The organism is Gammaproteobacteria bacterium (genome assembly GCA_028819075.1).
Taxonomy (GTDB): Bacteria; Gemmatimonadota; Gemmatimonadetes; order Longimicrobiales; family Gaopeijiaceae; genus BD2-11.
In genome coordinates, this window is sequence record JAPPMM010000061.1 from 40666 (window position 1) to 65335 (window position 24670).

A 24670-nucleotide genomic window follows, 5' to 3' on the forward strand; every position below is an offset into this window, starting at 1 on the left:
GCGGACAACGGTGGATTCCCGTGCGGACACGGGCTCCGGAGGCCCGACCTCGACGTCCGCGGCGTCCGGGCCGATTCACGCGCGCCGGACAGGCTCCCGTTGCGGCCGGACGGGGCGTAGAATGTCAGTTCGAGCGAGATCTGTTCCGGAGGAGAAGACGACAATGAACTCGATTGACTGGCGGCGTGCGGTGTTCACCTGGGCGGCTGTGGCTGCCTTGCTGGTCCCGGTCTGGCCCGCGGATGCCGCGGCGCAGACGGATGCGGCGAGGATCGAGGCCGCGGTCGCCAGCCTTGAGTGGCGAAACATCGGTCCGACCATCATGGGCGGGCGGGTCTCGGACCTGGCCGTGGTGGAGTCCGACCCCGCCACCTTCTACGTGGGCACCGCGACCGGCGGGGTGTGGAAGACGGTCAACCACGGCACCACCTTCGAGTCGGTGTTCGAAGACCAGCCGACCCAGTCGGTCGGCGACGTGACGGTCGCGCCCTCCAACCCCAACGTGGTGTGGGTGGGGAGCGGCGAGCCACAGAACCGCCAGAGCTCGCCGTGGGGGAACGGCGTCTACAGGTCCACCGATGCCGGGCGTTCCTGGCGGCACATGGGGCTCGAGGAGACCCACCACATCTCCCGCATCCGCGTCCACCCGCGCGACCCGAACATCGTGTACGTGGCGGCGGTCGGGCGGCTGTGGGGCGCCAACCCGGAGCGGGGCATCTACAAGACCACCGATGGCGGGGAGAGTTGGGAGCTGGTGCTCTTCGTGGACGAGGACACGGGCGCCATCGACCTGGCGATGGACCCGACCGACCCCGAGACCCTGTTCGCCGCGATGTATCAGCGCCGGCGCACCGGGTGGGGCTTCAACGGGGGCGGACCCGGGAGCGGCATCCATCGCACCACCGACGGCGGGGCTACCTGGGTGGAGCTCACAGAGGGGCTGCCTGATGGCGACATGGGACGCATCGGGCTGGACATCTTCCGGGGTGACGGCAACCTGGTGTTCGCCATCGTGGAAGCCGACAAGCGCACGCCCGGGCAGGGATTCGGCGGGGGTGGAGGCGGCTCGTCGCAGAACGGCGTGTACCGCTCCACCGACCGGGGCGAGACGTGGGAACAGATCAGCACGACCAACAACCGTCCCATGTATTACAGCCAGATCTGGGTGGATCCCACCGACCCGGAGCGCATCTACACCGCCGGGTCGAGCCTCTTCAAGTCGCTCGACGGGGGCAACAACTTCACCCCCGACGCCGCGTCCGAAGTCCACCCCGACCACCACGCCATGTGGATCAATCCTGCGAACTCCGACCACATCATTCTGGGCGGCGACGGCGGCGTGTCGATCAGCTGGGACCGTTCCGACACCTGGCGCCAGCTGACCAATCTGTCCCTGGCCCAGTTCTACGAGATCGGCGTGGACATGCGCGATCCCTACCATGTGTGCGGCGGACTCCAGGACAACGGCTCCTGGTGCGGTCCGAGCGACACCTGGTCCAACCAGGGCATTCGCACCCGCGACTGGTACAACGTCGGGGGCGGCGACGGCTTCTATACGGTCATGCACCCGACCAACCCGCGCGTGATGTTCTCCGAGTCGCAGGGCGGCAACCTCATGCGCGTCGACCTGGTGACCATGGAGCGCACCCGCATGCGGCCGGTGGGTCGGCCATCGGGAGATGACGAGGACCGGGAGCTGCGCTGGAACTGGGACACCCCGGTGCTCCTCTCCCAGCACGACGAGAACACCGTCTACGTGGGGAGCAACGTGCTCTTCCGCTCGCGCGATCTGGGGATGACCTGGGAGGAGATCAGCCCCGACCTCACCCACGCCATGGACCGCACGGAACTGGAGATCATGGGCGTCCTCGGCTCGGAGCCGCAGATGTCGGCCAACGATGGACAGGCCTCCTACGGCAATCTGGAGACGATCTCGGAGTCGCCGTTCGACGCCGAGTTGCTCTACGTGGGCAGCGACGACGGCAGGGTGCACGCAACGCGCGACGGAGGCGGCTCCTGGGCGGACGTGACCGGCAACATCCCCGGGCTGCCCGAGCGCACCTACGTGAGCCGGGTGGTGGCGTCGGCGCACGATCAGGGCACCGTCTACGCCACCTTCGACGGCCACCGCAACAACGACTTCGCGGCCCACGTCTACGTGAGCACCGATTACGGGGAGAGCTGGCGGCGCATCGTCGACGGGCTGCCGGCGACCTCCGTCAATGTCATTGCCGAACACCATCGCACGGCCGGCCTGCTCTTCGTGGGCCACGAGCTCGGAGTGTCCTTCTCGGTCGACGGCGGGGAACAGTGGGTGGCCCTCGACAACGGGCTGCCCGCGGTTCCGGTCGACGACATCAAGATCCACTCGCGCGAGAACGATCTCGTGCTGGGTACGCACGGGCGCGGCATCTACATCATGGAGGACATCGCGCCGCTGGAGGGTCTTACTGCCGAGGTGTTGGCGGCGAACGTCCACCTCTTCCCGGTGCGGCGCGCCACCTCGTACAACCCCTACACGCCACAGGGCTGGACGCCGGGGGTGTACGTGTCGCCCAACCCGGCGGCCGGGGCGTTGATTCGGTACTACCTCGGTGAGGACATTGCGGCGGCAGCGCAGGTTGCCGCGTCCTCGGGGGAAAACGGCGATGGCGCGGACGATGGCTCCTCTGGCGCCCCCGGCGAGCCGAAGATCACCATCCTCGACGAAGGCGGCGAGGTGGTGCGCGAGCTCACCGGGCCGGGTGCCGCGGGCATCCGGCAGGTGCGGTGGGATCTGCGAATCGAGCCTCCCTACACGCCATCGGGTCCGCCCCAGCAGTTCGGCGGAGGCTTCGGGGGTGGACAGGCGCGCGGTCCGCGGGTGCTCCCCGGCACCTACACGGTGCGGCTGGAGGCCGCCGGCGTGACACAGGAAAAGCAGGTGGCGGTGCGCCTGGATCCGCGGGTCGAGATGAGCCGAGCCGACCTTGAGGCGCGACAGGCCGCGCTGCTGAGCGCCTATGACCTCGCGGGTCCCGTTTACGAGGCCGGGCAGGCCGTCCAGCGCGTCACCACTCAGCTCATGGAGGTCAGCGCGCTCCTGCGGGAGCAGCAAGAGGCGCCGGAAGACCTGAGCGATGAAGTGAGCGCCCTGCTCGAAGAGGCGCGTGAACTCGGCCGCGACATCAACCAGGCGGCCGCGGGAGCGCGGGGCGCGGGCGCCATCGAGTCGTCCAGCACGCGACCCACCGCCGACCAGCTCTGGCAACTCGACCAGGCCTGGGAGAAGGTGCCGCCGCTCATCGAACGCCTGAACGAGATCGTGACGGACGAGATGCCGGCGCTCTACCGCCGGCTTGACGAGCAGGGGATCCGCCCCGACCCGGGCGAGGCGGTGACGATGCCGGTGCGGCGGCGCGGGGGGTAAGGCCAGACGCGCTCCGCCCGCAAACCCTGACGTTACGTCAGCCTTCGCGCGATCCACACCGTGCGGAAGACGGCGGTGGCAACTGTTCCCACCGCGGTCACTACCAATGCGCCCAGCAGGACCGTGCCCGGGTCGCGCCCCAGGAGCGCGGAGCCGGTGCCGTCGAGGATCGCGCCGAAGCCGATCAGCAGGAGCCGCTCGGCGCGCTGCATGACGCCCGCCGTGCACAGCACGCCCTGGCTCTCGCCGCGGGCGCGCGTATAGCTGACCAGTAGCGAGCCGCCCAGCGCCGCGGCCACCACCGCGAGCGCCCCACCCGAGGCGCGAAAAGCCACCGCCAGCCCCACGAACGCGGCCACCTCGGCGAACCGGTCGATGGTCGAGTCCAGGAACGCCCCCCGCGGCCCCGCAAGGCCTCGCGCCCGCGCAACCCGGCCGTCCAGGGCATCCGCGACGCCGCTGAGCAGGACCGCCCAGCCTCCCATCGCGAACCGCCCCGAAGCGAAGAACCACCCCGCCACCGCGCCGAAGGCGAACCCCAGCAGGTTGTAGAAGAGGGGCGAAAGCCCGAGAAGCAGCGACGCCCGCTCCACCGGCCGCACGAACCAGAAGAACCAGCGGCGCACGAAGGATCCCAGCACGAACTTGCCCCGGGCCGAGGACTCGAGCGCGTCGGCCGCGCGGTTGGCGCCGCTCAACGCGAAGACCGGCATGGTGGCGAGCGCAATCCCCACGACCACGACCAGAGCTGTCAGCTCGGACCTCACGATGCCCCGGCTCCGTTGGATGCCCGCGAGCTCCCCCTCCCGCCGGTTCGGGTCTCGGGCGCCGGGCGCCCCCGCCCGCCCCCGGACTTCCGGTCCACTCTCGATTGCACCCGCCCGGCCCGCAGCACCCGCAACGCCTTGGGAAGCAGCAGTGGAAACGGAAAGCGCCGCTCCAGGGGCGTGATCTCGAGCGTCATCCCGGTGCGCCGCTCCACCTTGCGCACGATGTAGGGGAACCAGCTGTCGAAGGTCAGCATGTGCTTGACCCAGCGGGTGGTGGCTCGCGCCTTGCTGATGCCGAAATACGCGTTCAACCTGAGTTGGGCCACGGACGACGCGGGACGAGCGGCGCGGTACCTGCCGTTCGATCGCTCGAGTATCCCGGACGCCACCTCGGCCTCCAGGATGGGCGCGTAGATGCCACGCAGCGTTTCCCGCTGAGCCTCGTACACGGCGCTCACCCGGCCTCCGCGTTCCGGACGGATCTCTCCGGCGTACGAAATCTCGAGCATGCGCCGGCAGAAGTCGTCCACGGAAAACGAGCCCTCCAGGAACGGCAGGGTCCAGTCGAGCACCATCCGCCTCGCCCCGGCGATCAGCTCCTCGACCCACGCGGCCGCCTCCGGGTCGCGGGCATGCACCACCGAGATGTGATGCGCCATGCGGCCCAGGCAGAAATGGTCGAGGCGGCGCGGCCCGAGTTCCCGCTGGAAGTCGGCTCGCGAAAGCACGAGGCACTTGGCCAGCGGACCGTCCGGCGGAGCAGGCCAGAAGGCAATGACGGTCGGAGGCAGCACCCGGCTCACCGTGGCCAGCAGGCCCGCGCTGCGCGCCGTGTAGCCGCCGTCGGAGAGCGCGCGATAGAACGCCCCGTAGTCGTCAACGACGACGATCAGGTCGTAGGCGCTGTGCCGGTCCGGGCTTGCCGACACGAGCCGCGAGCCGTACGCGAGCACGGCCACCAGGCCGTCGCCGCCGGTCTTGCGCAGCCTTGAAACCAGATGCGCGATGGGCCCGTCCATCCCCTTCATGCGGGCTCCGCCGCCGGAGTGACGCCACGCATTTCACCGAGCATGCCGGTCATGACGCTTCGCATCTCTCTGATGAACCCATCCAGATCCTCATCCGCCGCCGGCGACTCGAAGGGTCCCCGGCACTCGACTCGGGTCCGCATCAGCGGTAGGTTTCCGAAGAAGTCCTTGAGCCGTGTCCACTTCCACAATCCGTCCGCCACCACCACGTACACGCTCCAGCGGCGTGCCGCCAGAATGGTCGCCAGCCCCAGCGTCTTGAAAGGGCCGATGCGACCCGTCCTGCTCCGGGTTCCCTCCGGGTAGATGACGAGGGGGTGCGTGGAAGCGGCCGCTTCCCTGCGGAGCTGCTTCAACTCGCCGCGCAGGGTTGCTCTCGCATCGACGAGGGGGTATCGGTACAGCCTTGTCATGTGGGATATTAGGGGAACGCCGCGTGCGTATCGCCGGCGCGTCACGATGCGGGGGTAGACGCCGTGCATCGACGCGACGACGAGCGGGATGTCCAGCAGCGACTGGTGGTTCATGAGCACCAGCACGCCGGCAGTTGCCGGGACGTCAGGCAACTGGCCGAAACGGACCCCGCCCATATGACGAAGAAAAAAAATGACCACATGAGCCGTGAAGCGCTGCCACTCGGTGAGCAGAGCGTCACGATTCCCCGGCAGCAATCGCGCCATGGGTGCGATCAGGAGGCGCTGAATCAGATCGCAAGCCAATAGAGCCGCGCCCAGCGCGGTCAGCGTAGAGGCGCCACGGAGGTCCAATGACGTGTCCTGTATGGCGGGTGTGGTCCGATCGGAAGAACATCGGGCAAACATATGAGTGACAACGGAAACGCTAGCAGGAAATCCGCTTCGGCGTCAACGCGACGGGCGGTCCGCGACGGGACCGGGGATTCCTTCGCCGCCGCGACGGACGGAAGGACGGCCGTGGCCCAGCGCCGAGCCGAGCCTGGGGATGAGCGCCCGCCGCTTCGCGGGCTGAGCGACTACGACTACACCAACTTCTACTTCGCGGCGGGCACGGATCCGTTCAGCATCCTGCAGCCGTTCGGCGAATGGTGGAAGGACGCCGAGTTCGACGGAGGCTACTACCTCTACGGGCTGCCGATGGGCTCGGCGCCCGCGACGCGGGTCGAGATCGGCGATCCCAAGACGAGCGAGACGCGCGAGGGACTGATCAACTTCGCGTCCTACAACTACCTGGGCCTTTCCTATCGTCCCGAAGTGATCGAGGCGGTCTGCGACGCGGTTCGCAAGTACGGCGCCGGAGCCTCGGGGTCGCCGGTGCTTTCGGGCACCATGGACCTGTACAAGCGGCTGGCGACGGAGATGGCGGACTTCAAGGGCAAGGAAGGCGCCCTCATCTTCCCGACGGGATACAGCGCCAACGTGGGGCTCATCTCGGGGCTGATGCGTCCCGGCGACCTGATCGTGGCCGACAAGCTGGCCCACGCCAGCATCGTCGACGGCATGATCCTCTCCAAGGCGACCTCACGTTTCTTCAAGCACAACAACCCGGAGGATCTCGACCGCAAGCTCCGCGGATTCAGCGGCAAGAAGCTGGTGGTCGTCGAGGGCGTCTACTCGATGGACGGTGACGTGGCCAGGCTGCCCGAGATCGTCGACGTCTGCAGGAAGCACGGTGCGCGTCTGCTCATCGACGAGGCGCATTCCACCTTCGTCTACGGTCCGAACGGCCGCGGCGTCGCGGAGCATTTCGGCCTCGACGACGAGGTCGACATCCACCTGGGCACGTTTTCAAAGAGCCTCGGGGGCCTGGGCGGGTTCGTCGCCGGCCCGGCCGAGCTCATCTACTACCTGCGCGGCTTCGCGCGCTCCCGGGTGTTCTCGTGCGCGCTTCCGCCCCCGGTCACGGCCGGCCTGCTGAAGGCGCTGGAGATCGCGAGGGCCGAGCCGGAGCTGCGCGACAGGCTCTGGGACAATGCCCGCTACATGCATGGGCTGCTGGGCGAGGCCGGCGTGGACGTGGGCGATTCCACCTCGCAGGTGATCTCGATCATGATCCGCGACGACGCCGGCATCTTCCAGATCGCCGAGGACCTTCTGCACCGGGGGGTCTACATCAACCCGGTCCGCTTCCCCGCCGTGGGCAAGCACAAGTCACGCTTCCGCATGTCCATCTCGGCGGCGCACACCCGATCCGAACTCGAGGAGGGCGCCGAAATCATCATCTCCATCCTCCAGAAATACGGAAAATGCCCCTGACCCGATATCACTATTCCCAGGCCGTCAGCGCCTTTTTCGAGATCGCAACGTCGGACGCCCGGCGCATCCTTCCCCCGCACCTTCAGCCGCTCGAAGTCCAGCACGAAGCCAGCATCCTCGCCGTCACGGCCTTCGATTTCACCGGCAGCATGGTCGGCACCTATCAGGAGATCGTGCTTTCCGTGATCGTGCCGCCGCTGATCGCCCCGGGCCAGGGCATGGCGAAATCGGCCTTCTATCCCTTCCTGGTGGGCACGAGCACCGAGGCGTCGCGCGAGCACGCCATCGAGCGCTGGCACCTTCCGCACTACATGCAGGACCTCGACATCCGCTTTCTGCCTTCGGACGGGCGCATGCGCGTGGAGGTGAGCGAGGGCGATCGGCCGATCCTGGACTTCGAGGTCGCGGACCACGATTCGGAGCCCGTCGATCACCTGTACCAGTCGTTCATGATCAACGGCGAAGACCGCTTCAAGGTGGACATCCACATGCGGGGGCCGCACAGCGAGCACGAGGAGGAGGCCGGGTCGCTGAAGCTCCACGAGCATCCCATGACCTCCCAGCTCACGCTGGACCAGGTGGCCACCTATCCGTTCCGCGAGCAGTGGATGACGGACGGCGTCCAGGTATTCGAGGAGCTCGAGCGCATCTGAGCGGCAGGGCGCGCACCTTCGTCATCTTCAACCCGGCCTCGGGGCACGGCCGGGGCGCGCGCCGCATCCCGCTCTACCGGGAACTTCTCAAGAGGCACCTCGCTTCCTGGGAGTGGGCGGCGACCACGGCGCCCGGCGAGGAAGCCGAACTCGCGGACAGGGCCATCGCCGGGGGTGCGAAGCTGGTCGTGGCGGTCGGCGGCGACGGCACCTGGAGCCAGGTGGCGGATCGCGTGGTGGCGGCCGGGCGCCCGGATGTCACGCTGGGACTGCTGGCTTCGGGAACCGGCAACGACTTCGGCAAGAGCCTCGGGCTCAGCTACGGCGACCCGGAGCAGGCCGTGGCGGCGCTGGCGGCGGGCCGGACCCGGCGCATCGATGTCGGGCGGGTGGTGTCGGAGTGGCGGCCGGCCCCGCATCCGGAGGTGGATGACGCCGAGCCCTGGCGGGATGCACCGCGCCACTTCTTGAACTTGGTCGGCTTCGGCTTCGACATCGCGGTCATCGATGCCACGCTGCGGGCACGCTTCCTGCGGGGAGCGGTCCTGTACAAGGTCACCGCGCTGCAGCAACTGTTCCTGTACAGGAGTCCCCGGCTCCGGCTGACGGACGGCGGCGGATGGAGCACCGAAGGACGGCATCTCATACTCACGATATCGAACGGACGCATCTTCGGGGGCGGATTCCCGATCGCTCCGGACGCGGACCTCGAGGACGGCCGTCTGGACGCGTGCGCGATCGCCGATTCCTCGCCCCTGGGCCGAGCGCGCCTGTTCAGCCTGGCCGAGAAGGGCAGGCATGTGGGGGCGAAGGAGGTCTCTTTGCGTCAGGACCGCGCTTTTGCCGTACAGTTCGACGAGCGCGTACGTTACGAGGTCGACGGCGACGTGCATCAGTCGCGCACGGGCGAGGTGCGGGTCGATGTCGTCCCGTCGGCGCTCCCGGTGATCGTTCCGTGAAGGAGGCTGGATGGATCGCCTTGCTGCCGCCCCGCCGAGCACCGCTCAGCCCATCCGCGTAGTCACGGCGGCGTCGCTCTTCGACGGGCACGACGCCGCCATCAACGTGATGCGCCGGATCCTCCAGGATTCGGGTGCGGAGGTCATCCACCTGGGGCACAACCGGTCCGCCCTCGAGATCGTGGAGTGCGCGGTCCAGGAAGACGCGCACGCCATCGCGATCAGCTCGTACCAGGGCGGTCACATGGAGTTCTTCACCTACGTGCGCGACCTGCTGCGCGAGCGGGGCGCGGACATCCGCATCTTCGGCGGCGGCGGCGGGACCATTCTGCCCGCGGAGGCCGAGGAGCTGCACCGGCGCGGCATCGACCGGGTCTTCTCTCCCGATGACGGGCGGGCGATGGGGCTTCAGGGGATGATCGACGAGGTGCTGAAGGGCGCGCGCGATTCGGTGCGAACGTCGCTCGAGGATCCGGTGGGCGAGGTGCGCGCGCTCGGGCAGGGGGACGCGGGCGCGGTGGCGCGCCTGATCTCGGCGGCCGAGAACGGCTACGCCGGTGCCGACGAAGCGATGGAGATGGTGGCCGAGATGGCGACAGCCCGGCGGGTGCCGGTGCTGGGCGTCACGGGCACGGGCGGCTCGGGCAAATCGTCGCTGGTGGACGAGCTGGTGCGGCGCTACCTGTCCGGCACCTCGGACGGCCGGGTCGCGATCATCTCGGTGGACCCGTCCAAGCGGCGGACCGGGGGCGCGCTCCTGGGCGACCGCATCCGGGTGAACGCCGCCGCGAGCCCGCGGGTGTACATGCGCTCGCTGGCCACCCGCGCCTCGACGCTCGGCCTGTCGCCGCACGTGCGCCAGGCGGTGGACGTCTGCAAGGCCGCGGGCTACGACCTGGTCATCATCGAGACGCCCGGGATCGGTCAGTTCGGCGCCGAGGTGGTGGGGCATTCGGATGTGTCGCTGTACGTGATGACGGCCGAATACGGCGCCGCCAGCCAGCTCGAGAAGATCGACATGCTGGACTATGCGGATGTGGTTGCCATCAACAAGTTCGACCGCCCAGGGGCGCTGGACGCGCTGCGGGACGTGCGCAAGCAGTACCGGCGCAACCACCGCCTGTGGAGCGTGCCCGACGAGGCGCTCCCGGTGTACGGAACGGTGGCCTCGCGCTTCAACGACGCCAGCGTGAACCGCCTGTACCTGGCGCTGCTCGACCAGTTGCGGCGCAAGACGGGCGCGGCGCTCGCGACCGAACGCGACCCCGTCGACGACGACCGGGCGGAGCACACGCCGATACCCCCCGAGCGCACCCGCTACCTGGCCGAGATCGTGGAGGCGGGCCGCGACTACGGCCGCCGCGTGGACGAACAGGCCGCGCTGGCCCGCCAGCTGTATCAACTGCACGGGGCGATCCGGCTGCTGCGGACCGACCCGGACGCTGGCGGCGGAGACGAAACGGAAGAAGTCGCGCCCGAACTGCACATCGCGGATGGGGAGGACGAAGCGCTCGCCCGCCTGATCGACCTCTACCGCAATACGCGCGCGCGGCTCGACGAACGCAGCCTGGCCCTGCTCGAGGAATGGCCGGCGGTGAAGCGCCGCTACCAGGCCGACACCTACGCCTATGAGGTTCGCGGGCGGACCGTGGAGCGGAGCCTCTACAGCGAATCGCTCGCCGGCTCGCGCATCCCGCGAGTGGTGCTCCCCCGCTTTCACGACTGGGGCGAGGTGCTGCGCTGGCGGCTCACCGAGAACGTCCCGGGGGCGTTTCCCTACACCGCCGCGGTCTTCCCCCTGCGGCGCCTGGAGGAGCATCCACAGCGCATGTTCGCGGGCGAGGGCGGTCCCGAGCGCACCAACCGGCGCTTCCACTTCCTCAGCCGCGCCAGCCTGGCCAACCGGCTTTCCACCGCCTTCGACTCGGTGACGCTCTACGGCGAGGATCCGGACGAGCGCATGGACATCTACGGCAAGGTGGGCAACTCGGGCGTGAGCGTGGCTTCGGTGGACGACGCCAAGAAGCTGTACTCCGGGTTCAACCTCGCGAACCCGTCCACCAGCGTGTCCATGACCATCAACGGCCCGGCGCCCATGCTGCTCGGCTTCTTCCTCAACGCGGCCATCGACCAGCAGTGCGAACTCCACATACGAGAGAACGGTCTCGAGGCCGAGGTCGAGGAGCGCATCCAGGCCCTGTACCACGAGCGCGGCGTGGAGCGTCCCCGCTACCAGGGCGCGCTTCCCGAAGGCAACGACGGCCTCGGCCTGATGCTGCTCGGCGTGAGCGGCGACGAGGTCCTTGCCGCCGACGTCTACGAGCGCATCCGGCGCGAGACCCTCGCCGTGGTCCGAGGCACCGTCCAGGCCGACATCCTCAAGGAGGATCAGGCGCAGAACACCTGCATCTTCTCCATCGAGCTGGCGCTCCGGCTGATGGGCGACATCCAGCAGTACTTCATCGACGAAGGGGTGCGGAACTTTTACTCGGTTTCGATCTCGGGATACCACATCGCGGAAGCCGGCGCCAACCCCGTCACCCAGCTCGCGCTCACCCTCGCCAACGGCTTCACCTACGTCGAGTACTACCGCTCGCGCGGGATGCGCGTCGACGACTTCGCGCCCAACCTGTCGTTCTTCTTCTCCAACGGCATGGACCCGGAATACGTGGTCCTGGGGAGGGTTGCGCGCCGCATCTGGGCGAAGGCGATGAAGCACGTGTACGGCGCCAACGCCCGCTCGCAGAGGCTCAAGTATCACATCCAGACCTCGGGACGCAGCCTGCACGCGCAGGAGATCGCCTTCAACGACATCCGCACCACGCTGCAGGCCCTCTACGCCCTCTGCGACAACTGCAACTCGCTGCACACCAACGCCTACGACGAGGCCATCACCACGCCCACCGAGGAGAGCGTGCGCCGTGCACTGGCGATTCAGCTGGTCATCAGCAGGGAGCTGGGGCTTTCGAAGAACGAGAACCCGCTGCAGGGCTCGTTCATCATCGAGGAGCTGACCGACCTGGTGGAGGAGGCGGTGATGCGCGAGTTCCTGCGGCTGTCGGAGCGCGGAGGCGTGCTCGGGGCGATGGAACGCATGTACCAGCGCGGCCGCATCCAGGACGAATCGCTCGAGTACGAGTCGCGCAAGCACAGCGGGGAGCTGCCCATCGTGGGGGTGAACACTTTCCTGGGGCCCGAGGGATCGCCCACGCGGGTTCCCGACGAGGTCATCCGCGCCAACCCCGAAGAGAAGGACTACGCCATCGCGTCAAACCGGGCTTTCAGGGCGCGCAACCGGGGCCGTGCCGACGCCGCGCTCGACGAGCTGAGGCGGGTGGCGCTGGCGGGCGGAAACACCTTCGCCGCGCTCATGGAGGCCTGCAAGGTGTGTACGCTGGGGCAGATCACGGGCGTGCTGTACGAAGTGGGCGGGCAGTACCGGCGGAACATGTAGGGGCCGGGCTTTGGGAGATCTCCGCGAGGTTGGCGAGAGTCGTGGGGTCGTAGATTACCGAGGGGCCATACGTGGAAGATACCGGACGAGGTGACATGTCATCAGATTGGCGAAGGGCTGGATGCAGGGCGATTTGGCCGGAGCGCAGCGTCGAACGACGCGTATGGGTGAGACACGCGGGCGCTCGCATGCCGTCGGTGGTTCAACAGGGGCTGCTGGGCACGAGCATCCTGTGCGCCGTCATGATCACCGCCTCGTGCGCGCCCCCCGGGCCGCGTGCCCGCATCTCCGAGGAGGTGCGCGTCCTCGAAACCTATCCGTTCTCCGACCCGAATCCCGTGCCGGTGCTCGCCACCGACCGCAGGCTGTATCCCTACCACACCTTCGAGGGATACGCGGCGACGCCCGAGCCGAGGGAATGGAACGTGGTGCGGATGGAGAACGATCTCATCGAGGTCTTCGTCCTTCCCGAAGTAGGCGGCAAGGTGTGGGGCGCGGTGGTGAAGGCGACCGGCCACGAGTTCATCTACCGGAACGAGGTGATGAAATTCCGGGACATCGCCCTGCGCGGCCCGTGGACCTCGGGCGGCATCGAATTCAACTTCGGGGTGATCGGGCACACGCCGGCCACCGCCACCCCCGTCGACTATGACCTGCGGGAGAACGCGGACGGCAGCGTGAGCGCCATCGTGGGCGCCATGGACCTCCCGTCGCGCACCCCGTGGCGCGTCGAGATACGCCTGCCTCCGGACCGGGCCGCCTTCGAGACGCACGTTCTCTGGTACAATCCGACCCCGCTGGAGCAGCCCTACTACAACTGGATGACGGCCGCGGCCTTCGCGCAGGACGACCTGGAGCTGTTCGTGCCCGGAAACGCCTACCTGGAGCACTCCGGGCGGGTGCGCTCCTGGCCCGCGGACGAGGACGGGCGCTTCCTGCCCTTCTACAGCAACAACGCGTTCGGGAGGAGCAAGTCGTACCACGTCGTGGGCGCGCTGAACGACTTCTTCGGCGGCTACTATCACGACGATGGTTACGGCTGGGGACACTGGGCGCCGCATGAAGAGATGCCCGGGCGCAAGATGTGGCTCTGGGCGCTGTCGCGCGAAGGCGGGATCTGGGAGGACCTCCTCACCGACACGGACGGGCAATATGTCGAGTTCCAGGCGGGGCGGCTGCACGTGCAGTACCAGCCGGGGGCGGATCGCAACCCCATCTCGCAGGCCGGGTTCGAGCCTCTCTCGGCCAGCCGCTGGACGGAGGTCTGGTTTCCGCTGGAGGGGACCGGCGGCCTGACCGACGCTTCTCCCCACGGCGCCATGCACGTCGAGCAGGAGGATGGCCGCCTTCGGGTGGTGGTTCAGGCCTTCGGGACAAGTGCCGACACGGTGACTGCGTGGTCCGGCGGCGAACAGGTGGGGGCGCGCACGGTGGCGCTCGAACCGCTGGAGCCGGTGGTGGTCGAGTTCGACGTGGACCCCGACGGCCCCTGGCGCGTTTCGGCGCCCGGACTCGGTCTGGAGGGCTGCTCGAATCCGGGAGAGGCCGGGTTTGGCGGGATTTGCGGACTCGATGGTGATCGCGCGCTGTCCCGGCCGTTCGCGACGAACGCCGAGGCCTGGGATGCCCTCCCGGAGACGGATCGGCTCGTGTTCGAGGCACGAGAGCTGGCGCGTGGCCGGCTCTACCCTGAGGCGCGGGCGCTCTACGACCGGGCGCTCGCCGCCGAACCGTGGAATCGGCAGGCGCTGCTGGGTCTCGGCGCGCTGGCGCTGAGGTCGGCCCGCTACGAGGAGGGCCTCGTCCATGCGCGCCGTGCGCTCCAGCTCGACACGTACGATCCGGAGGCCAACTTCCTTGCCGGGAACCTGTACCTCGCCCTGGGGCGCCGCGCCGACGCGCTCGACTCGTTCGGCTGGGCGGCTCGGTCGGTGGCCTTCCGGGCCGCGGCGCGCGTTCGGCTGGCGGAACTGGCGCTCGACGGTGGAGATCTGGCGGCGGCACGCCGCAACGCCGCGCTGGCGCTCGAACATGATCAGGGGAGCATTCCGGCCCGGGAAGTGCTGGCGATCGCATCGCGTTTGGCGGGGGACGGGATCGGCGCGGCGCGTGTGCTCGCGGAGCTGCTCGAGCTTGATCCACTCAACCATTTCTTCCTGGCCGAACGGTACCTCGCGGCGCGCGACGATCGATACGGAGAGCCCGCGGACGGGGCCGCCGCCCGCCTCGCCGCATCGATGCGGAGCGAGTATCCGGAGCAGACGCTGCTGGAACTCGCCGTGGGCTACGCCAACCGCGGGCTGCCGGACGATGCCGCCTACCTGCTGGAGCTGGCTGACGAGGTGGCCGGCGGCCCGGTGGCCGCGGCGTGGCGCGCCTTCCTGGCTGACGATGCCGACATGCTGCGCGGCGGGGTCGATCCCGCTTTCGCCTTCCCCTACCGGCCCGAGACCTTGCCGGTGCTGCGCTGGGCGGCTGCCGAAGACCCGCACTGGGCCTGGCGCTACCTGCTGGGCCTCAACCTGTGGGCGCTCGACCGCGACGCCGAAGCGGCCGACGTGCTGGCAGCCCTCGGCGACGAACCCGACTACGGACCCGCGTACGCGGCGCGCGCGCACTTGGCGGAGGCGATGGGCGGTGACCCGGGGCCGGACTTCCGTCGCGCGGCCGCCCTGGATCCCGACAGCCGTCTCCTCCGCATCGCCCTCGTCCGGCACCTGCAGGAGGCTGGACGATGGGCGGAGGCGCTGGAGGCGTCCGATCGGGGCCGGGAACTCTTCCCGGGCGACTTCAACCTCGACCTCCTCCACGTGCGCGGCCTCCTCCAGGCGGGCGACAACGGCGAGGCGATCCGGATTCTGGCGGAGACGCGCGTCCTTCCCTCGGAGAACGCCCGCGAGAGCCACCGCCTGTACGAGTTCGCGCATGTCGGGGCCGCGCTGGACGAACTCGATGCCGGGAATCGCGCGGCCGCTCGTGGCCATCTGGAGACGGCGCTCGAGTGGCCGGAATCGCTCGGTCAGGGCCGTCCCTTCGATCCGGACGAGCGGATGGTGCGGTTTCTGCTCGGGGTTGTCGGGGATGTGGGCGGTGGGCCCGGCGGCGGGTCTGCGGATGCCGAGGCCGCGGACGCACTGCGCGCCCGCGCCGATTCGCCCGCCGGCGCGGCGTCGCCGACTGAAATGATCGAGCAAGCCCTTGTCCGCCGCGCGCTCGCGACGGCGGGACGTGTCGCCGGCAGGTAGCGCCTTCAGCCCATGCAGGATGCTGGTGGGTCTCGGGGGATGCCTGGCTTTCGACACCCCGCGGCTCATGGTCGAACTCGGCACGCCGCCGGAGGATGCGATCAGCCGCGTGCGCGAATCGCGGTCTTGGCGCGCCATCGAGACCGCCGAGCAGGAAGCGCACGTAAGGAGTTGCCGGGCACTGGCAGAGTGATCTGGCGGACGCCGCTTCGGACCACGGTTCAGGGCTAGCTGCAAGCCTGTAGCCGATTGGGAACGTGTCCCTGGGCGGAGCCGGGCGAATTGCAAATCCACGGCTGATGGAATTGCGAAGACACGATTGATGGCATTGCAAATAGTCGGTCACATCGATTGCAAAAGCACGACCGATATCGTTGCAAAACCACGATTGGGTGCACCGGTCAGCCGGCAGCGCTCGCTGTCATCACCGGCAGCGGTCACGGATACCAGCGGCCCGATGGCGTGGGCGTTATTCCGGTGGGGGTGTTGGGGCCGTGAGGGAGAGAACTTGGAACTCTCATGTGTCAGTTTGCACATTGGTGCAGCCTCCGCCCGGCGGGGTACGAGCCGCGGGGACGGAGACGGACGGAACGTGCGGGGGAGGATGATGGATTCGAAGGCGTTGGCGGTGGCGATCGCGGCATGGCGGGAACGCCGGGCAACCATGCGTGAGGAAGATGACGAGCGGCTGTGGAGGAAACTGCGTCTCGAGTGGAACTACAACAGCAACCACATCGAGGGAAACACGCTTACCTACCACGAGACCGAGTTGCTGCTCATCTTCGGCCGCACATCCGGTGGGCACCCGATGCGGCACTACGAGGAGATGAAGGCGCACGATGTGGCTATCGACCATACGCGACACTTGGCCACCGCAGAGCGGATCCTGGGAGAGGGCGACATCCGGGATCTGAACAAGATGCTTCTCAAGGAGCCGTTCTGGCACATTGCACAGACCCCGGACGGGCAGCAGACCCGGAAACGGATCGTTCCGGGTGAGTACAAGACCCAGCCGAACCACGTACGAACTGCTACCGGGGAAATCCATCGGTTCGCGGAGCCCGAGGAGACGCCGGCGCTCATGCAGGCGTGGGTCCATGACTTTCGGCGCGACTTGCGCGACTCGGACATGAGCGAGTCGCAATTGCCGCTGTTTCTGGCCCGGTCACACTGGAATTTCCTGCGCATTCATCCGTTCGATGACGGAAATGGGCGAACCGCGCGGCTTCTGACCAACTACGTTCTGCTGAGGTCCGGTTTGCCTCCGATGGTGATCAAGAGCGCCGAGCGGGACCGCTACATCGGGGCGCTGCAGAACGCCGATCTGGGTCGAATGGCGCCGCTTGAGGGGTTCATGCTGGAGAGTGTCCTGTGGTCGCTTGGCCTTGCGATCCGAGCTGCGAAGGGAGAATCACTCCGAGAGAGCGAGGATGTAGGAAAGGAGATTGCTTTCTTCGTCCGACGCCACAGGGCTGATGAGCCGAAGGCGTCCGATGTCGAATTGCTGGACGATATTGTTAGCCAACGGATTCGTCCGACGTTTCAACGTGTCAAGGAGACGCTTGAGCCCTTGGGTGATTTGTTTGCGGCTAGCAGTTGGCAGTTCTTTGTCAAACGCGGTCAGAGAGACGTCGTCCAAGGCGTAGGCTCGTTCGGAAGTCGCCTGTGGGAAAGCCTGAAGGAGTATGTGGTGGTGCCGGGATTTCGGCTCTCCAACGAACCAAGGCTCAGGTTGGAGAGCAGATCTCTTTGGCGGGACTACGCGGGTCGCGAAGGGAAGACCTTTTCGCTTGAGCTCTTTCTCATCTGGGAATTCGACGAAAAAGGGGTGGTGTTCTCGGTCGAGATCGACGGTAGGCGCATCTTCGTCCAACGTGTTCGTTACGCCGAGGTGCTGACGCTTGGTGCGGAAGCGGATCGCACCGAAGACTTTGTCAGCCAGGCCATGATGGCCGAGATCGACCATCGTTCAGCGGAGCAAGAGTGACTCTGCCACGCTCCGACGCGGACTTGCTCCGTGCCCGCAAGCTGGACCGTGTGACCTCTCCGCGCGTCGCGGTCGGAAGCGTCGTTGAGGGCTATCCCGGCACCGGCTCCGGCACTCTCGCCAGCGCGCGCGCCTTAGCCACCACCGCCTCCGTCGTGATCCCGAACTTCTCGAACAGCACCGCACCGGGGGCCGACGCCCCGAAGTGGTCGATGCCCACCGAGGCGCCGCGGTCGCCGGTCCAGCGGGTCCAGTCGGCCGTGGTTCCTGCTTCCACTGACACGCGCGCCCTGACCTCCGGAGGAAGCACCTCGTCGCGGTAACCCTGCGGCTGACGGGAGAAAAGGAACCAACTGGGAAGCGAGACCACCCGCGTTGGCACGCCCTCCGCCTGGAGCACCGCGCGCGCCTGCACGGCAACCCCCACCTCGGAGCCGCTCGCGATGAGGATCGCCTCCGGGTCGCCGCCGTCCGCTTCCAGCAGGACGTAGCCGCCGCGGTGCAGCCCGCTCGCGGGGGCCGCCTCGTCGCGGTCGATGATCGCCACCGCCTGGCGGGTGAGCGCCAGGAAGCTGGGCCCGCCGGCGTACGCGAGCGCCGCCCGCCACGCCTCCGCCGTCTCGGGCCCGTCGCCGGGTCGCAGGTCGAGCACGCCCGGGATCGCGCGCAGTGACATCAGCTGCTCGATGGGCTGGTGGGTGGGGCCGTCCTCGCCCACGCCGATGCTGTCGTGGGTGAACACGTAGGTGACCGGCACATGCATGAGCGCCGCCAGCCGGATCGACGGGCGCATGTAGTCCGAGAAGATGAGGAAGGTGCCCCCGTACGGGCGCACGCCGCCGTGCAGGGCCAGCCCGTTCAGGATGCCGCCCATGGCGTGCTCGCGGACGCCGAAATGGATGGTGCGCGCGCCCGGCGTCCCGGCGAGCAGGTTGTCCTCCCAGGGCAGAGTGGTCTTGTTGGAGCCGGCCAGGTCGGCCGAGCCGCCCAGCAGGTTGGGGATGCGCCGGCCCAGTCCCTGAAGCACCTGCCCGGAGTACACGCGGGTCGCGAGCGGCTTCGGCGGCGCGCTCAGGTCGGGGATGTCCGCGTCCCAGTCGGCCGGCAGCTCGCCCGCCAGGGCCGCCCGCAGCTCCTCGGCCGCGGCCGGATGCTCCGCCCGGTAGGCCTCCCACCGGCCCCGCCACTCCTCCTCCAGCCCCGCCCCCCGCGCCGCCGTCTCCCGCCAGTGCGCCAGCGCTTCCGCCTCCACGTGGAAGGGGTCGCCGGACGGGTAGCCCAGGTTGCGCTTGGTGGCGCCCACCTCCTCCACCCCCAGCGGCGCGCCGTGCGACGACGACGACCCCGCCTTGCCGGGGCTGCCGTACCCGATGGTGGTGCGCACGACCACCAGGGAAGGCCGCTCCGTCTCCGCCCTTGCCCCCGCGACCGCCGCGTCGAGAGCGGCCAGGTCGGTGCCGTCGTCCACCCGGCGCACGTCCCACCCGTACGAGCGGAAGCGCTGCTCGTGGTCGGTGGAGCAGGAGAGGTCCGTCCCGCCGTCGATGGTGACCTGATTGTCGTCGAACACCCAGATCAGCTTGCCCAGACGCTGGTGTCCGGCGAACTCCGCCGCCTCGTGCGAGATCCCCTCCATGAGGTCGCCGTCGGAGCAGAGCGCCCAGGTGTGATGGTCCACCACGGCGTGCCCGGGCCGGTTGAACCGGTGCGCCAGCCAGCGCTCGGCGAGCGCCATCCCCACCGAATTCGCCACTCCCTGACCGAGCGGGCCGGTAGTGGTCTCGACTCCCACCGTGTGCCCGTATTCCGGGTGCCCGGGTGTGCGTGAACCCCACTGCCGGAACTGCCGGATCTCCTCCAGCGGCAGGTCGTATCCGGTCAGATGCAGCAGCGAGTAGATGAGCATCGACGCGTGCCCCGCCGACAGCACGAAGCGGTCTCTGTTGCTCCACTCCGGGTTCGCCGGGTTGTGGCGCAGGTGCCGGGTCCAGAGCAGATACCCCACCGGCGCCAACCCCATCGGAGCCCCCGGATGCCCGGAGTTGGCCTTCTGCACGGCGTCCATGGAGAGCACGCGCACGGCGTCGACGGCGAGCCGCGAGAGTGCGGGGTCAGGAAGCGGGGAAGCGGGCATTTCAGCCTTTCCTCAGGATGCGGGAGCAAATACGCAAAATGCGTAAATTGTGTAAAACGCATAGTCGACGGGCGGCGAGGACGTGGAACGTCGCATCAGCGGATGGGGTTCGCGTGGCGCGGCCGCGCGTCGGGACGGAACAACCTCACCCGACCACCAGGTTGATCAGCCGCCCCGGCACGTAGATCACCCGTCGCACGGACCCGTTCTGGAGGAAGCGCGCGACGTTCTCCTGCTCGCGCGCGAGCGCCTCCGCATCGTCCCGGCTCATCTCCGAAGGCCCCTCGATGGTGCCGCGCACCTTGCCGTTGACCTGTACCGCAAGCTTGACGATGCGCCGCCTGGCCTTCTCGGGATCGTATTCGGGCCAGCGGGCGCGTCCGAAGACGCCGCCTCCATGCCCGAGCCGCTCCCACAGCTCCTCGGCGATGTGCGGCGCGAAGGGCGCCACCATCAGCACCACGGGCTCGATCTCGGCCCGCGCCGGCCGCCGTCCCCCCGCGCGCACCGCGTTCAGGTACTCCATCATCCCCGAGATGCAGGTGTTGTACTGGAGGTCCGCGATCTGGCGCGTCACCTGCTCGATGGTGCGGTGGAGCTGCCCCTCGAGGCGGGGATCGGGGTCCGCGTCGTTGTCCGCGGCGCGCAGCACGGCGTCCCAGAGCCTCCTCAGAAAGCCCAGCGGTCCCCGGATGCCGTCGTCGCGATAGTCCCCGCCCTCGGTGAAGGGTCCCAGGAACATCAGGTACAGGCGGAAGGTGTCGGCGCCGAATTCCTCGATGACCGGATCGGGCGTGACCACGTTGCCCCTGGTCTTCGACATCTTGCGCCCGTCCTTGACGATGATGCCGTGGGCGCGGAAGCGGGTGAAGGGCTCCTCGAAGTCCAGCAGCCCGATGTCGTGAAGCGCCATGGTGATGAAGCGCGCGTACATCAGGTGCAGCACCGCGTGCTCGTTGCCGCCGATGTAGCTGTTCACCGGCAGCCAGCGCCGGGTGATGTCGGGGTCGAAGGCGATTGCGTCGTCTCCGACCGAGGGATAGCGCAGGAAATACCAGGAGCTGTCCAGGAAGGTGTCCGAGACGTCGGTCTCGCGGCGCGCGGCGGCTCCGCAGGCCGGACAGTCCACGCTGTACCACGACTCCACGCGCGCGAGCGGGCTCACGCCGTCGTCGTCGGGCTTGAAGTCCTCGACGCGGGGAAGGATCACCGGCAGTTCGCGCTCGGGAACCGGGACTGCGCCGCACTCGGGGCAGTACACGATGGGGATGGGCGGGCCCCAGTAGCGCTGGCGCGATATGCACCAGTCGCGCAACTGGTAGTTGACCTGCTGCTCGCCCAGTCCCCGCTCCGCCAGGTCGGCGGTGATGGCGGCCTTCCCCTCCGCGACGCTCATCCCGTCGAAGCGGCCGGAGTTGACCATGTGGCCGGCATCGTGGTCGGTGTAGGCTTCGTCGAGCGGGGTGTCGGCGTCGTCGTCCGGTCCCGCCACCACGCGCACCACCGGCAATCCGAACTCGTTCGCGAACTCGAAGTCGCGCTCGTCGTGGCCGGGCACCGCCATGATCGCCCCGGTGCCGTACCCCGCCAGCACGTAGTCGGCGATCCAGATCGGGATTTCGGCCCCGGTTGCGGGGTTCACGCAGTAGCCTCCGGTGAAGACGCCGGTCTTCTTCTCGCCGGCGGTCTTCTGGCGGCTGACCACGTCCATCGCGGCCACGCGGTCCACGTACGCGCGCACGTCGTCGCGGTGGGACGGGGCGGTGATGCGCTCCACCAGCGGGTGCTCGGGCGCGAGTACCATGTACGTCGCCCCGAAGATCGTGTCCGGGCGGGTGGTGAAGACCTCGATCACGTCATCCGAGCCGGCCACCGGGAATACGAGTCGGGCGCCCTCGCTGCGGCCGATCCAGTTGGCCTGCGCCTTGCGCGTCGACTCCGACCAGTCGATGTGGTCCAGGTTGTTGAGCAGCCGCTGCGAGTAGTCGCTGATGCGGAAGAACCACTGCGCGATCACGCGCTGTTCGACGGTGGCGTCGCAGCGCTCGCAGCGGCCGTCCTCGACCTGTTCGTTGGCCAGCACCGTCTTGCACGACGTACACCAGTTGACCGGCGCCTTCTTGCGCTCCGCGAGCCCGGCCTCGAACAGCTTCAGGAAGATCCACTGGGTCCAGCGATAGTAGTCGGGGGCAGTCGTGTCCACCGAGTGATCCCAGTCGAACATCCCGCCGATGCGGCGCAGCTGGCGCGTGAAGTTGGCCACGTTCGCCGGGATCAGATCCATGGGATGCGTCCCGTGCTTCAGCGCGAAGTTCTCGGAGTGGATGCCGAAGGCGTCGAAGCCGATGGGCTCGAAGACATCGTGGCCGCGCAGCCGCTGGAAGCGCCCGTGGATGTCCGCCCCGGTGAAGGCGTAGATGTTGCCCACGTGAAGCCCCTCCGCAGAGGGGTAGGGGAACATCATCAGGTTGAAGTAGGGCGACCGGGAACCGCGAAGCTCCTCTGTCGAGAAGGAGTTGGCGCCGCGTTCCTCCCAGATCCGCTGCCACTTCGCTTCGACCTGGGAGGGGGAGTAGCTCGGGGAGGGCCTCTCTTCCATGCCCATACGTTCGCCCCGGGTCCGGCCTCTCGCAAGCTACTCGCGGGGATCGGTGCCCAGGAAGCGGATCAGCTCCGCGTTGACGATGTCCGGCGCCTCCTCGTGGGGGTTGTGGCCGATGTTCGGGATGAGAAAGAGCTCCCCGTTGGGCAGGATCCCGGCGGCCCGGCGGGCGTTGGCGGGAAAGTCCGGTCCGTCGATCTCGCCGCCGAGGATCAGCGCCTTCGTCCTGATGTGCGGCCAATCGTCCACGATGGTGTCCATCGAGCGCAGGTTGCCGCCGAGCCGGCGCACGTACGCGAGCCGGGGCCAGTCCCCGCTCAGCCGCTGGCCGTGCCGGATGCGCAGGTGGTCAAGGTACTCCGGCTTCCACTCCACGTAGCGGCGCGTGTCGGTCCGCACGTCCGCCTCGTAGGCGCGCTGGAGGTCCGGGTCGGCGTCGATCTCGCCATCGAACGGACGAAACCCGCGCCCGGCGCGGTTGTCGGTCAGACCGATCTGGTTGATGGTGACCAGATGAGTCGTCTTCTCCGGATACAGGAAGGCGAAACGGGTCGCCATCTGCCCGCCCATGGAGTGTCCGATGACAGCGGCCTCGGAGATGCCGAGGTGTTCCATGAGCCTGGCCGTGTTCGAGGCGTGCAGGCTCATGCTGTACGGCAGAATCGGCTTGGACGATTTTCCCCAGCCGAGCCGGTCCTTCACGACGACCCGGTACCCCTCGTTGGCGAGGGCCTCGATCTGGCTCTTCCAGTACCAGCCGTAGTAGCTGCCTCCATGGAGGAAGACCGCGGCGCGACCGTTCGCGGGCCCGACCGGAGCGATGTCCATGTAGGCGATCCGCACATCCTGGTCGTAGACGCGCAGGTTCATGAACTCCACCGGATGCGGGTACTCGAACTCCTCCAGGTTGATCGAGATCGGCCCCCACTCGGCGGGCGGCTCGGCGGGCGGGCTATGGGACTGCGCCGCGCCCGGATGCGGCGGCGCGAGGGCCAGCAGCGCGGCGAGTGACAGCGCGGCGCACATGTGCGTCGTGGGGCTTGCGGTGGTGGTCATTGGTCTTCTCCTGTCGCTGCATGTCCACTGCCGGGGTCGGTTGGGGCGAATTTCGTCCATTGTACGTCTATCCCGGGTTACCGAGCACCTCGAACGGGTCCCCGGCTTCCTCGGTCCCCGCCTTGATCGCCGCGATGGCCGAGCCCAGATCGCCGCCGTGTGCATCGAGCAGCGCCTGGAAGTCGGGCAACCGGTGATAGTAGCGCATGCGCGCGAGCAGCGTGGCGTTGTTGAGCGGAGTGTCCACGAACCCCGCGTAGGTGCTGGCCTCGAAGGTCGGCTGCACTTCGGCGGTGAAGCGCTCCAGCGCCTCCGTGAAGATCCGTTCACGCGCCGACAGGCGTTCCTCGCGGGTGAGCCCGGCATCGCCGTAAACGCGCTCCAGGTCCGCCACCAGGCCGTCCAGGAAGACCGAGAACTTCATCGCATCGCCCCACCGCTGCCGCGCGCGCGTGCAGCGCACGGTCGGGATCTCGCCCGAGTCGGCGCAGAAGAACGCGGCCGCGCCGGCGTCGCCCACGAAGGTGGCGAAGCTCTCGTTGAAGCGGACGCTCCCCGGCACCCATAGGTGGGCGTGCGAGACTTCGTGCAGGATGGTCTGCACCACCCCGATCTCGTCCTGGCGCAGCACCGTCGACATCAGCGGGTCCGAGAACCACCCCAGGGTGCTGAAGGCGGAGGTGGGGCGCAGCCAGGTGTCGAATCCCTCGTCTTCCAGCTTGCGCTGTTCGTCGAGGGCATCGTCCAGGTCGAAGAATCCCCGGTAGGGAACCCGGCCCACCACCGGAAACCACCATGTCCTCGCCGCCAGGCGGTCCTGCTCGGCCGCGGACAGCACCATCGCCAGAGTGTCGCGGTCGAGGTGCGTGTAGGTGGTGTAGGAGTCGCCGACATCGAGCCCCAGCTCCTCGATGGCGAAGGCGCGCGCCAGGCGGGCGAAGGTGAGCTTGCCGCGCGTGCGGTCGTCGGTGTCCGGGTCGACGATGACGTCCTCGATCGGCCGCCGGGCCGTGAGGATGCGCGCCTCCTCCCATCCCGCGCGCAGGACGTACAGGGGTGAGCACGACGTCGCCGCAGCCACCAGCGCGGTGGCCGCGACCCCCAGCAGCAGCAGGCGCCTTCCCCTTCCCATCAACCGGGTA

15 protein-coding genes are annotated in these 24670 nt (G+C 68.4%); 8 read left to right on the forward strand and 7 right to left on the reverse strand.

What is annotated here, in order from left to right:
• The first annotated feature begins 163 nt into the window (after positions 1–163).
• Positions 164–3409, forward strand: coding sequence for a glycosyl hydrolase (locus OXU32_16535; protein ID MDE0075563.1), 3246 nt, complete (start codon positions 164–166; stop codon positions 3407–3409).
• A 32-nt stretch (positions 3410–3441) separates the two neighbouring features.
• Here OXU32_16535 and OXU32_16540 read toward each other — a convergent pair whose 3' ends face one another.
• Genes OXU32_16540 through OXU32_16550 form a run of 3 tightly spaced genes read right to left on the reverse strand, consistent with a single transcriptional unit; the run spans position 3442 to position 5887 of the window.
• On the reverse strand, positions 3442–4176 hold the full coding sequence (locus tag OXU32_16540) for a CDP-alcohol phosphatidyltransferase family protein (GenBank protein ID MDE0075564.1): 735 nt from the start codon (positions 4174–4176) through the stop codon (positions 3442–3444).
• Positions 4173–5207, reverse strand: a complete 1035-nt coding sequence (locus OXU32_16545) for a hypothetical protein (GenBank protein MDE0075565.1) — start codon at positions 5205–5207, stop codon at positions 4173–4175. Before OXU32_16545 ends, OXU32_16540 begins: the two co-directional genes overlap by 4 nt.
• Positions 5204–5887: a lysophospholipid acyltransferase family protein gene (locus OXU32_16550; GenBank protein MDE0075566.1), complete on the reverse strand. Its 684-nt coding sequence runs from the start codon at positions 5885–5887 to the stop codon at positions 5204–5206. The genes OXU32_16545 and OXU32_16550 overlap by 4 nt, the downstream gene beginning before the upstream one ends.
• Positions 5888–6139: 252 nt before the next feature.
• Between OXU32_16550 and OXU32_16555 the strand changes: the two genes are divergently transcribed.
• The 7 genes from OXU32_16555 to OXU32_16585 all read left to right on the forward strand — a co-directional run bounded on the left by OXU32_16555 (position 6140) and on the right by OXU32_16585 (position 17736).
• Entirely contained in the window at positions 6140–7438 is a 1299-nt protein-coding gene (locus tag OXU32_16555) for an aminotransferase class I/II-fold pyridoxal phosphate-dependent enzyme (protein ID MDE0075567.1), read from the forward strand.
• Positions 7429–8091: a hypothetical protein gene (locus tag OXU32_16560; GenBank protein ID MDE0075568.1), complete on the forward strand. Its 663-nt coding sequence runs from the start codon at positions 7429–7431 to the stop codon at positions 8089–8091. Before OXU32_16555 ends, OXU32_16560 begins: the two co-directional genes overlap by 10 nt.
• Entirely contained in the window at positions 8043–9050 is a 1008-nt protein-coding gene (locus OXU32_16565; GenBank protein ID MDE0075569.1) for a diacylglycerol kinase family lipid kinase, read from the forward strand. The genes OXU32_16560 and OXU32_16565 overlap by 49 nt, the downstream gene beginning before the upstream one ends.
• A 10-nt stretch (positions 9051–9060) precedes the next feature.
• On the forward strand, positions 9061–12504 hold the full coding sequence (locus tag OXU32_16570) for a methylmalonyl-CoA mutase family protein (GenBank protein ID MDE0075570.1): 3444 nt from the start codon (positions 9061–9063) through the stop codon (positions 12502–12504).
• 167 nt (positions 12505–12671) lie between these two features.
• Positions 12672–15749, forward strand: a complete 3078-nt coding sequence (locus tag OXU32_16575; GenBank protein MDE0075571.1) for a DUF5107 domain-containing protein — start codon at positions 12672–12674, stop codon at positions 15747–15749.
• Between the two features lie 25 nt (positions 15750–15774).
• A complete protein-coding gene (locus OXU32_16580) occupies positions 15775–15942 on the forward strand; it encodes a hypothetical protein (GenBank protein ID MDE0075572.1) in 168 nt (55 codons plus the stop codon).
• A gap of 411 nt (positions 15943–16353) precedes the next feature.
• Positions 16354–17736 (forward strand): Fic family protein, encoded by a 1383-nt coding sequence (locus OXU32_16585; GenBank protein MDE0075573.1) that lies wholly within the window; start codon positions 16354–16356, stop codon positions 17734–17736.
• Between the two features lie 91 nt (positions 17737–17827).
• On the opposite strand, the gene tkt is transcribed toward OXU32_16585, so the two are convergent.
• The 4 genes from tkt to OXU32_16605 all read right to left on the reverse strand — a co-directional run bounded on the left by tkt (position 17828) and on the right by OXU32_16605 (position 24660).
• Entirely contained in the window at positions 17828–19870 is a 2043-nt protein-coding gene (tkt, locus tag OXU32_16590; GenBank protein MDE0075574.1) for a transketolase, read from the reverse strand.
• Between the two features lie 145 nt (positions 19871–20015).
• Positions 20016–22469: a leucine--tRNA ligase gene (gene leuS, locus OXU32_16595; GenBank protein MDE0075575.1), complete on the reverse strand. Its 2454-nt coding sequence runs from the start codon at positions 22467–22469 to the stop codon at positions 20016–20018.
• Positions 22470–22505: 36 nt separating this feature from the next.
• On the reverse strand, positions 22506–23528 hold the full coding sequence (locus OXU32_16600; GenBank protein ID MDE0075576.1) for an alpha/beta hydrolase: 1023 nt from the start codon (positions 23526–23528) through the stop codon (positions 22506–22508).
• A 67-nt stretch (positions 23529–23595) separates the two neighbouring features.
• Complete coding sequence (locus OXU32_16605; GenBank protein ID MDE0075577.1) at positions 23596–24660, reverse strand: aminopeptidase; 1065 nt, start codon at positions 24658–24660, stop codon at positions 23596–23598.
• Positions 24661–24670 lie beyond the last annotated feature (10 nt).